Annotated in this window: 10 protein-coding genes; 1 reads left to right on the top strand and 9 read right to left on the bottom strand. The window is 57.7% G+C overall.

The window, feature by feature from the left end:
• Positions 1–60: 60 nt before the first annotated feature.
• Positions 61–1059 carry a nitronate monooxygenase family protein gene (locus D3Z90_RS10365; RefSeq protein ID WP_136475646.1) on the bottom strand — a complete coding sequence of 333 codons (999 nt, stop codon included), beginning with the start codon at positions 1057–1059 and terminating at the stop codon, positions 61–63.
• Positions 1060–1246: 187 nt separating this feature from the next.
• On the opposite strand from D3Z90_RS10365, the gene D3Z90_RS10360 reads away from it, so the two are divergent.
• Positions 1247–1408, top strand: coding sequence for a DUF2986 domain-containing protein (locus D3Z90_RS10360; protein WP_136475645.1), 162 nt, complete (start codon positions 1247–1249; stop codon positions 1406–1408).
• Positions 1409–1443: 35 nt separating this feature from the next.
• Here D3Z90_RS10360 and D3Z90_RS10355 read toward each other — a convergent pair whose 3' ends face one another.
• The 8 genes from D3Z90_RS10355 to D3Z90_RS10320 form a co-directional block, all read right to left on the bottom strand.
• A complete protein-coding gene (locus D3Z90_RS10355; protein WP_136475644.1) occupies positions 1444–1923 on the bottom strand; it encodes an isochorismatase family protein in 480 nt (159 codons plus the stop codon).
• Positions 1924–1998: 75 nt separating this feature from the next.
• Entirely contained in the window at positions 1999–2778 is a 780-nt protein-coding gene (locus D3Z90_RS10350; RefSeq protein WP_136475643.1) for an avidin/streptavidin family protein, read from the bottom strand.
• A gap of 68 nt (positions 2779–2846) precedes the next feature.
• Positions 2847–4211 carry an MFS transporter gene (locus D3Z90_RS10345; RefSeq protein WP_136475642.1) on the bottom strand — a complete coding sequence of 455 codons (1365 nt, stop codon included), beginning with the start codon at positions 4209–4211 and terminating at the stop codon, positions 2847–2849.
• A gap of 60 nt (positions 4212–4271) precedes the next feature.
• The gene (locus D3Z90_RS10340) at positions 4272–5093 is read right to left on the bottom strand and encodes an aspartate/glutamate racemase family protein (protein ID WP_136475641.1); all 822 of its coding nucleotides are present in this window, start codon (positions 5091–5093) and stop codon (positions 4272–4274) included.
• A gap of 21 nt (positions 5094–5114) precedes the next feature.
• Positions 5115–6005, bottom strand: coding sequence for a hypothetical protein (locus tag D3Z90_RS10335; protein WP_178084181.1), 891 nt, complete (start codon positions 6003–6005; stop codon positions 5115–5117).
• Between the two features lie 55 nt (positions 6006–6060).
• Positions 6061–7443 (bottom strand): aminopeptidase P family protein, encoded by a 1383-nt coding sequence (locus tag D3Z90_RS10330; RefSeq protein ID WP_136475640.1) that lies wholly within the window; start codon positions 7441–7443, stop codon positions 6061–6063.
• A 27-nt stretch (positions 7444–7470) separates the two neighbouring features.
• The gene (locus D3Z90_RS10325; protein WP_136475639.1) at positions 7471–9129 is read right to left on the bottom strand and encodes a hydantoinase B/oxoprolinase family protein; all 1659 of its coding nucleotides are present in this window, start codon (positions 9127–9129) and stop codon (positions 7471–7473) included.
• Positions 9130–9140: 11 nt separating this feature from the next.
• The gene (locus tag D3Z90_RS10320; RefSeq protein WP_136478917.1) at positions 9141–11219 is read right to left on the bottom strand and encodes a hydantoinase/oxoprolinase family protein; all 2079 of its coding nucleotides are present in this window, start codon (positions 11217–11219) and stop codon (positions 9141–9143) included.
• Between the last annotated feature and the right edge of the window lie 49 nt (positions 11220–11268).

Here is an 11268-nt window from a genome sequence, read left to right as displayed (position 1 = left end):
CTAATGTTAAATGCCCTTCCCAGCGGCGCTCCGACGCCGCTGGGATTGCAATGTCGTCACCTAGGCGGCGTCGTGTAGCTGCCCAAGACGCTGAAGTGCTTTTTTGGCATCGTCGAGTATTTCATCGAAGATGGCCTCTACAGGCTTTACGGCGTCGGCGAACACAACCGATGGGCCGAAGTCGAGCATGCCCAGGGCGCTGTCGCCAGTCTGATATGCTTGAGTGCTCAGCGAGCCCATTACATGAGCCCGGTACTGCTCGAAGTCGCTTGCACCGGCAGCATCCAGGGCAGCAACGGCCTTGGCGCTTTGGTTGTTGTAAACCCGGTGATGATCGCGCAACCCGGTCTTCACGATCACGCTTTCGGTGCCGTCGCTGCGCACCAGCAAATCCTTGTAATTGCGGTGTATCCACAACTCCTCGGCGACCAGCATGCGCGATCCCATCAATACGGCGTCCGCGCCCATGGTCAACGTTGCTGCCAATTGCCGCCCCGTGCCGATGCCGCCACCAATAACCACTGGGACACTGACTTCGTTAGGCACCTGCGCCGCCTGAACCATACTGCTGATGCCATAGACGCCCGGATGGCCACCACAGTCGTTACCGACAACAATCACCGCATCTACCCCAAGCCTTGCGGCCGAGCGGGCATAACGCGCCGCGGCCACCTTGTGCAGCACTTTGATCCCCGCTTCACGCAGAATCGGCAGGATGCCCTCGGGACTTGCACCCGACGTCTCCACGCACAACACACCCTCCTCAGCGACGATCGCCAACTGTTCATGCATACGCTCAAGGCCTTGCGCTTGACGAGACAGGTACAGGTTGACGCCAAAGCCCTTGCCCGCAGTCAGCTGCTTGCAGCGGCGCAGTTGCTCACGGAATTCATCGGGATCAGCGAAGCCCGCAGCCACTATAAAACCCATGCCGCCGGCATTGACTACCGCCGCAACATAGTCGGCATCAGACACCCCCGGGCCCATGCCGCCGCACAGAATGGGGTGAGCGATGCCGAGCATTTCGGTAATTGGCGTTTTGAACAGGGGGCTGCGCATCAGGGGGACCTCCGACTCGATGAGAACGTATGAGGAAGCAGGATCGAAGGGTTTATAGCTGAACAGTCGTTCAATAGCAATCCCGGACGTAGCGCGTCCTGGAACACACGCTAAGGCGGCGTTTCATTTGCGTGGCGCAACAGATATGACAGACTTCGGGGTATTGACGCAGAGCTGAGTAGAAAAAATGAATCGCCGCAAGAAAATCAAGCAACTGCTGACGGCTCACGCCAAAAAAGCCAGCGCCAAACTGGCTCCGAAGAGCAAACCTAAATACATCAGCAAAGCTGACCGACTGAAACTGGAAGCCGAATCCAGCCAGGAACCAACTGTGGCACCTGAAAGCTGATCAAGTACTCTGCAGGCGCTGGAGCCGCCTGCCTGCTAAGCGTCGAGCTCGGCCAGAATTTCGGCTCGAGTGGTGACCTGACGGAAGTGGTGTTCCCACAGTTTGATCCCCAACTGCCCCGAGCGATCCAGGGAGGAGCCCACCGTCAGGTCAGTCACCAGCGTCGGCGACAGCCCCGCATCAAAGAGTGCGAAACCGGCGGCAAGTACGCAGGTTTCGGTCTGGATCCCACACACCAGCACGCGTTCGACGCCTAACTGCTTGATGTACTCGATCGTTTCACCGGTCTGCCCGTAGCCATGCTTTACAAACACTCGGTCAGCCTCGACCAGGCTTTCATCCTCGGCGGCAGGATGCCAACCGAGTTGCTTTTGGAACGGGGTTATCCCCTCGTCATGCAGCTCGACCGACGCGATGGTAAGGATTCTCTCTGACAGCGCCCGCACACCATCGACCAGCCACTCGGGAGGACTGAAGGTGGACTGCACATCAACGATAAGCAAAACCTGCCGCATGAACGTCTCTCGAGCGATAGCAAAGGGCTTCGAGTATATAGCGTTGGCATTGCTTACGCCGTTTAGTGCTTGAAGTCAGTGCCGGCTGTTATGGCGATAGGACGTTGATGTCATTCGGGTCTGACAGTAACTGGTACCTGGCGCCGTAGAGACACCCGTCATTTCCAGCAATGTCATTTGGCCTGACGATGTGTCGAACATCCCCGACAAGGATAGAACCTCCGATGTGCCGATAGCTGCTACCAATGCGACGGATTGAAGGGGCTGATCAACAGGATCCGCACGCAGGTCGGTGAAGCCTCTAACCTCGAAGCTTTCGGATTGCAAGGCAATAGTGCCGGAAACGATACCAAGCTTTTGGCAATGCCCCGCGCTCACACCTAGCGTGAGTCGGGTACCATTTTTTGCCAACCAATCGCCAGTCAGGGAATTGGCTGGGACGTCATTCTGATAATGTCGCGACGGCTCGACGCCCTGATTGGCTAAGCGTCTATAGGTCAATTTGTCGATGTAGCTTCCGGCCCCCGCCAGACCGGGGAACTCACTTGACGCGACCAACACATGCGCCAGCACGAGTACTTCCTGCCCCTTTTGATAGCTGATCTGACCACACAAGCCTGAAGTCCAATGCCAGCTTGGATCAGGCAGTGCGTCATCCTTGGACCGCCAGGAGATCGCCAAGGCCAGCGCTTGCCCTCGGGTGTCGGTCGCGGCATCAGCGATCTGTACACCGAGCACTTCATAAGTACCCACCGAGCCGGTGGACGACCGATATACGCCTCGGAGAATATTGCCTTCATCCACGAGCGTCATGATTGAGCCATATTCGTTTATCCAGGTACCTGCTGCGGACATTTATCTCTCCTTGGATATCAAACGGTCGCTGCCGCTGACAGCGACCCTTTAGGTTGCACACCGTGACATCAATGCAATGGCTTGCCTTCAGTCTCGGGTATCAACAGCGCCAACAGCACACTTGCCAACATGAAGCCGTTGATCAGGGACGTGGTCATGTTGAAGGAGGTGCCTAGCGCTACCAGTACACCAATCAGGCTTGGAGCTAGAATGTTCGCCACACGCTGTGAGAACACCGCCCAGCTATAACCCAGCAATCGCAGGCGAGTGGGATACAACTCACCGATCCAGGTATCCCACACCCCCCACGCACCCATGCTGAAGAACGCCAGGGCAAAGTTGCTGAAATAGAGCATTTCCATGGACTGCGCATTGGCGAAGCCATATCCGGCCAGCACCGATGCTGCGATGAATGAGACGACCACCTGCTTGCGCCCCATGCGGCTGGTGAGGTACGACGCCAGCATGTAGCCAGGAATCATGCACAGCGCCGAAAGCGCAATGAACCCATAGCTTTGCGGCAAGCTCAGCCCACGTTGCTGAAGTAATGTCGGCAACCAGGTCTGCAGTCCCCAGTAGCCCCAGGAGAAGGTAAAGTTCACTGCAATTTGCAGGAGACTCACTTTACTCATGCTTGCAGAAAATATTTCGCGATGGGTGCCCCGCAGTGCTTTTTCAGTCAGCAGTGCGCAGTCCATGGGCACCTGCACGGCACCACGACTAAGCCTGGCAATGACCGTCCGCGCCTCGGCCTGCCGGCCGACCGAGGCTAGCCAGTAAGGTGACTCCGGAACCCAATAGGCGACAGCTATCGCCCACAGACTTCCCAATGAACTAACCGCAATGATCGTGCGCCAGCCCAAGGGCATCAGCCACACAGTGGCGCCCAGTGCCAATAGCACACCAATGGGCCAACCCGAAGCCAGGTACACGGTACAGGCACCGCGAACCTTGACGGGCAATAGCTCTTCAAAATGGGCAAAAGTCACTACCAGCATGCCGACGGCTGCCACGCCACTGAGCAAACGCAGCAGGTAGAACAGCGCGTAATTGGGTGCGAACGCACTCATCAGGGAAATGGCGCCGTATAACACCATGCTCAAGATAATCGAACGCTTGCGACCAAGCCGTTCCGAAACCTTGCCCCATACCAGCGAACCAATGAGCATACCGACGAAGATTGCACCAATGAGGTTTCCGAGCGCCAGTGAATCGAGTTGAAAGTCCTTGCCGATCAAAGGGGCTGTGTAGACGATGATCATCATCTCCCACGCTTCGATAGCAAACACGAAAAACAATCCCAGGCAGCTTTTCAAATGCTCCCGGGTCAGCGGGAAGTTCTCGAACACCTGGCCGACAGACAATCCCCTTGACGGGGCAGTGTCGCGAGGCGTGCTTGAGTCTGCAGCAATAGCGGATGAAAGTTGGCTCATGAAGGTCACCTTGGAAGTCGGCAGAGCCCGCTATGCGCAGGCTCTGCTCACGCTAATGAATCAAGCCTTGACGCAATTGCCGATGGGTACCGCGCCCTGGAACAGCCCGAACGCTTCAATCTCGGCTTCCGGCGGCGGTTCACAACTGCCCACCCGGCTGGGTACCCAACCAAAGCGACGTTTCATGCTGGCCAGCGACTCAGCCATCTTGAACGCAGCCACCACAGGGTCGATGACCGGCACGCCGATCTCTGCCTGTACGTGTTCGAAGAAGCCAAATTCGATGGTGCAACCCAGAATGATCGCCTCGGCACCATCTTCCTCGACGGCGCGCCGGGCCTGTTCAATGATCCGCCGCCGAGTCAGCGCGTGGTCGCACTGGAATTCATCGACACCCATTCCCAAGGGACGCATGGAGGCGAGCCTTTCACCGGCACCGCAGGCCCTGACGCGCGCACTCATCTGTTCGATCCACTTGTTACGCCCAACAATAATCGAGTACCGATTGGCCAGATTGGCTGCCACTTGCAAGCTGGCCTGACACGGACCAACGACGATGGTTCGCCCGGAGATTTCCCGAGCGTCGTCCAGCACCGGATCGTAGAAACAGCCCAATACCAATGCATCGACATCACGCTGGGCGCAGTCTCTGGCGATCCGCACGCTTCGTTCATAGATCAAGGCTTCGTAACTGCGATATTCCAAGTGCGTGGGACTGGGCTGCATATCCAGGGAAATCACTTCTACCTGGGTTGAAGGTTGCTTGATCGAACGCAGCAGTTGCGCGATAGGTTCATCGAATGTGGCGCTGCCAATCGGGTTCAGCCAACGCACGGAAACCGGAACGTCCTGCGGCTCGGCAGAGGTCAAGAATGTGCTCATTTCTTTGATTCCTTCAGAGGGCTAGAAGCTCTTGACCAAAGCCATGGTCAGCGAGTTGGAGTAAGGCAGGTTGTCGGTGTGGTAGTAGTCGAAGTTCAGGTTGGCCGAAACAAAAACGCCTTGATTGGCCCAACCGGTGTAAGTCATGGACGGACCGATCTTGCCTTCCCGCGACTCTTCGAAATCGGAAGCTGAGCGGTTGTTGATGTTGTAGATATGGTGCAACCCAAGCCACAGGTTGTCGGTTACCAAATAGCCAGCGGCAATGTCGGCCAGCCACAGGCTTACCCCGCCTCGAAGGTGCTTGGGATCACCTTCGCCGAAGTCGGTAGCGTTACGGTTTTTTTCGGCGTAGTAGATGCCCAGCGGAGTGAAGGTGACGCCAAATTTTCCGATCTGCAGATAGTTGGCAATGCTGAAGCTGTAGGCGTAGCGGTTGTAGCCTGCGCCATAACCCTGGGTGTCGTGATTGCCGTTAGGGAACTCGATCATCAGCGTCGGACTGGTCCAGAACGTCACATAATCCGAAGATCCATAGGTTCCGGTGGGTTCGACAATGTTGTAGTAATACTCGATACCGATGTTGGGTGCAGCGATGTCCCAACCGCTTTTCCCTGCACCCGCGTCGGTATCGGTGTAGCCAGGTATGGCACCTATCCAGAACTCCCACTGATCCCTTTGAGTACCGGTGACTCCGGTTTCGGTGAAGTACGCCAAGACGGTGTTGGAGGACACCCGAACATCGCCTTCGGCGGTTCGGTTAATGACCGGAAAGGACTCCAGGGCCCAGGATCCCGGAACGCCAGGTTGGGCAAAGCCAATAAACTGATCGGCGTGCGCCGGTACAGCCAGTGCCAACGTCAGGCCGAACGGAACCAGCGCGCCTGAGCACGACAAATTGCGAAGTTTCATCACTGTTTCTCTTGTTGTTGTAGTAGTAATGGGCGGCCGTGCAGACCGCCTTCACTCAGCACATGGCGGATTCGACCTCGTCCACCCGTTTAGGCGTATGTGGGCCAAGCACCCTGGCCGAGCTTTCGCCGACCAGCACCACGTCTTCGACGCGCATGCCTCCAAATCCGTTGAAGGCGTTGAAGCGCTCAAAACAGATCAACTCGGCATGTCGCTGTTCTGCCTGCCACTGCTCGATCAAAGCGGGAATGAAGTAGATGCCGGGCTCGACCGTCAGCACCATCCCCGCCTGCAAGCGCTTGCCCATGCGCAGGTTGCACAGGCCGAACAGCCGGCTACGCGAAACCTCCTCGTTGTAACCCACGTTATCTTCACCCAGTGCCTCCATGTCATGAACATCCAGACCCAACTGATGCCCCAGTCCATGAGGAAAGCAGAGGGCATAGGCGCCAGACTCGACAACCTGCTCGGCACTGCCCTTGAAGAAACCCAGCTCTGTCATGCCTTCGACCATGCGCAGGGCGGCCAATCGGTGCACTTCGGCAAAGCGCAACCCCGGACGCATCGCTGCGATAGCCTGCTCCTGGACCCTCACCAGAAGCTCGTACAAGTCGCGCTGGTGTGGCAGAAAGCGTCCGCCCACAGGCAGCGTACGGGTCACATCGCTGGCATAGCCCAGCACACTCGAGGCACCTGCGTCATTGACCACCAGATCACCCGCCTCCAGACGTGACCCGTACTCGATGTTATGGAGGATCTCTCCATGCCGGCTGAACACAGGCTGGTAGGCCTCCTGCAAACCATGGCGACCAAGCACGCCACGCATTGCCGCGACGACCTCACGCTCCATCACGCCAGGACGGGTCGCGCTCATTGCGACCAAATGCATTTCGTTGGCTACCAGCAAGGCCTGTTCGATCTGCTCGATTTCCCCCGCATCCTTGATCTCGCGCAGCCCCACAACCGCGGCGATCAATGCAGCTGATGCCTGTTCACGAACGTTGCTTACATGCAACTGCAGAAGCTCGGCTAACAATTGTGTCGTGTCGGCACGATAAGGGGGCAGGTAATGAACCTTGCGCCCCTGACCCAGCGCTTGGGCGATGACGACGGGCAGTTCTGCCGAGGACCTTGCTGTGCAGCCGACAGCCGCACACTGCTGGGCCAACTCAATGCCCTCTCCCACCCAGATACGATCATCGAGACTGACGTCGTCGCCAAATACGCTTTCATCTCCCGTATCAAGGTCAAAGAGGCCGTTGAGCCCTGGTCTGTTCAGCCCAAAAAAATAAGCGAAGCTGGCATCCTGGCGAAACGGGTACACGTTATGAGCAAAGTTGACAGGCGCATCAAGATTGCCGGGCACCAAGACCAGGCCATCCCCCAATTGCTCGCGCAAGGCTCGCCGACGCTGTAGATAGGTATCTTTCGAAAACATGATTCACGTCTCCTGGTTCCAGCCTGTTCAAGCCCATACGCCATAAACGGCACGAGCTGTCTCGGCATCGACATAGCCGTTTTTCAAGTCTTCGATAACCGTTTCACGGCTACGCAAAGCCGGATTGCCATAGCCACCTCCGGCGCCGGTACGTACACGAACGATGTCACCCGCGTTCAAGTTCACCCCGCTCGCTATCGCGTGCCGCTCGGTTTCACCGCTTGCACGGACAACCTCGATGTAGTTGGGCGAGCCGTCAGCACCGCCTTCCAGCCCCCACGGGGCAACCACCGATCGGGTGTAACCACAGGTCAGAAAGGTTGCGTCGGAACGCACGCGGTAATCGATACGGATACCCTGCCCACCACGATATTGACCATGCCCTCCCGGTTCGTCGTTTAGCGCCATGCGTTCGACATACAAGCCGTATCGTGCCTCACACACCTCTACCGGGCAGTTATAGGTCTCGCCGTGGAGGCCCGAGTACACAGCGTTATTGCCGTCACGCCCGTGCTCCGCGCCCCACCCGCCGATTTCCGGCTCGACCAATGTAAACATGCGTCCGGTATCGGGATGCACACCACCGATGATGGTGGCGCAAACCGAGGCGAAGTTGCCCGCCGACAAGCGCTCTGGCATATGCCGAGCCAGGCAGCGCAAGATCAAGTCATGAACGCGGATCAGGTTCTCGAAATAGAAACCCTCGGCGGCCGGGGCTTGCGCATCGAACAATGATCCTGCTCGGGTCAGGACCTGCAAGGGCCGGAACGTACCGCCATTGGTAACGCCTTGCGGTGATGTGACTGCTTTGAACGCCATTTGCGCCGCAACCACCGCGCCATCACGACTGAGGTTGGTAGGCCCTACCGCCTGATCAGGATTGTCGCGCAGATCGACGATCATCTGCGTCTCGGTTATTTCAACTACGATCTTGAACAACTGACCGTCATCCTGCACCTCTTCCATGCTGAAGCGACCACGCGGCGCGCTCTGCAACGCCTTGAGCGAAACTTTCTCGCCCAACGCCATGAAATCGTCAACGGCGTTGAGGAACAGCTCAGTGCCGTACTTCTTGCTCAATTCGACAATCCGCGCAGCGCCGCTGCGCGCTGCCGCGATGGCTGCCCACAGGTCGCCTTGCATAAAGTCCGGCATGCGTGTGTTGGCCTGCAGGATCTGCATGACCGAGCGGATGGGTTTGCCCCTGGAAATCAGCTTGACCGAAGCAAGGCGCAAGCCTTCCTGGAAAATCTCGGTTGCCTCAGTGGACAACGATCCAGGTACCATGCCGCCGACATCGTTCCAATGCGCAATGTTCGCTGTCCAGGCGACGATACGGCCGTCGACGAAAACCGGCATCGCCAGTACCACATCGTTCAGGTGCGTCACGCCACCGCTATGCGGATCGTTGGTGATGAACAGGTCACCATCTTCGATGTCACCCAGTGCCGGGTGCTCCAGCAGAATCTGCCGCACTGCCTTGTCGAGCACGCCGACGAATGCCGGGATGCCGGCGCCGGAGCTGGCGATATTGCCATAGGCGTCGGTAATCCCGGTGCCCATGTCGAGCACCTCATAAATCACCGGGCTCATGGCTGCCTTGCGCATTGCCGCAAACATTTCATCGGCAATCGCCTGAAGCGAGTTCTGGATGATTTCCAGGGTAAAAATATCAACGCTGCTCATGCCCTGCTCCCTCAATTGCCGATAGTGATGTGAATGTTGCCGAGGTTGTCGACACGCACGCTGTTGCATGGGTGAACGACAATCGTCGTGCCGCTATCCTCGATCACCGCCGGACCATTGAAGGTCATGCCAGGTTCAAGTTTGGCGTTGTCATAGACAGTTGCCTCGTGGCGGCCTTCCAGCGCGTAATCCACTAAACGCCGGCCCTTGAGCGCTGCTTGCAGCGTTGCACCGGTTACCGGGAGGTCGTCCAGGTCGAGCTTGCCGATCTGCGCAACGGCGACAATATGGAAGCCGACGATTTCCAGAGGTGCGGCTAGACGATAGCTGTACTGCTGCTCGTACAAGGCGTGGAAGCGTTGTGCAATATCCTGCCAGTGCACAGCGACACGTTCGCCCACTTGCAAGGGCACTTCGACCGAATGCTCCTGATTCTGGTAGCGCAACTTGCAGTGGACGCTGAGTTCGACCTGGTCAGGTTCAAGCGCCTGTTCGTCGAACTGCTCACGCGCCGACAGCAGTAACTCATCGAGGAACTTCTGCGCCTCAGGCAGTGCCCCGTCCCGACTGCACTCGAAGAAGCGATTGACGAACATGTCGCGACGCAGATCCGACATTGTCATGCCCCAGGCAGAGAAAACCGAGGCACCGCGTGGAATGATCACCTTCTTGACTCCCAGCTCCTGCCCCAACGCCACAGCGTGCATTGCACCACCACCGCCAAACGCGATCAGGGTGAACTCTCGAGGGTCATAGCCGCGGTTGAGTGAAACCAGTTTCAGCGCATTGACCATGTTGTCGTTGGCAATGCGCACGATTCCACGGGCGACTTCGACGCTCGACAACTCCAGCGACTCCCCCAGGGCACCGAGCGCACGCTCCACCGCTGGCATGTCGGCCTGAAGCTCACCGCCACAGAAATAGTCTTTATTGATGCGACCGAGCACCAGGTTGGCATCGGTTGTGGTCGCATGGGTGCCGCCATGGCCGTAAGCTGCAGGGCCAGGTTGAGCGCCTGCTGACTGCGGGCCGACATGAAGCTTGTCGAACTCGTCGACCCAAGCGATGGAGCCACCGCCATTGCCGATTTCCACCAGATCCACGACTGGAACCATGATCGGATAACCAGCGCTGATACGATCGCGCTCAATCCAGTAATCAGTCTTGATCGTTACCTGGCCGTCGCAGATCAATGAGCATTTAGCCGTCGTGCCACCGATATCCAAGGCAAGCAGATTAGGCTCACCGATCAACCGACCTAACTCGGCTGCGGCCCAGAAGCCACTGGCAGGGCCGGACTCGACCATGGTGATCGGCGTCTGGCGGGCATGGGAAATGGTGTCCACACCGCAATTGGATTGCATCACATACAGCGGAGCCTTGTAACCTCCGGCACGCAGCCCATTCTCAAGGTCACTCAGGTAGCGAGCGGCGATTGGCTGTACGTATGCCGAGAGCACCGCCGTACTGGTGCGCTCATACTCTCGCCATTCGCGGGTAATCTGATGAGACGCGACAACCGATATCTCCGGCCAGAGACGGCGCACTTCCTCAAGCACCGCCTGCTCGTGGGCGGGATTGGCATAGGAATGCAGCAGGCATATGGCGATGGCTTCGACGTCTTCGCGGCGGAAATCTTCGAGCACCTGCGCAAGACCACTCAAGTCCAGCGGCTCGCGCTCCTGGCCGTTGCAGTGGATGCGTCCAGAAACCTCACGGCGCAGATGGCGCGGTACAAACGGTGCCGGTTTGACCCATTTGAGATTGAAGAAATCTGGCCGATTGGCCCGAGCGATTTCAAGGATGTCGCGAAAGCCTTCAGTGGTGATCAAACCCGTCCGAACACCACGACGCTCAGTCAAGGCATTGATTACCACGGTTGTGCCATGGGCCAGGAAGTCTATCTCTTCCAGGCGTACATCCGCCTTGCGCAAAACGTTGAGAATACCCTGCTCGAAATTGGGCGGCGTCGTGTCTGACTTTGCCGTGCGAATGGTCTGCCTGCCACTGAGCGGATCGGTCTCGAAATACACCAGGTCGGTGAAAGTTCCACCGACGTCGGTCGCTACGCGCACGGTCTTGCCGTTCATACCCACAGTACGTCTCCTAGCATGATTGTTTTTATTGGCAACAGGAGGA

This window comes from Pseudomonas sp. DG56-2, assembly GCF_004803755.1.
GTDB lineage: Bacteria > Pseudomonadota > Gammaproteobacteria > Pseudomonadales > Pseudomonadaceae > Aquipseudomonas > Aquipseudomonas auratipiscis.
The sequence above is the reverse complement of the archived record's forward strand: the minus strand, read 5'-3'. Positions and strand labels throughout refer to the sequence as shown.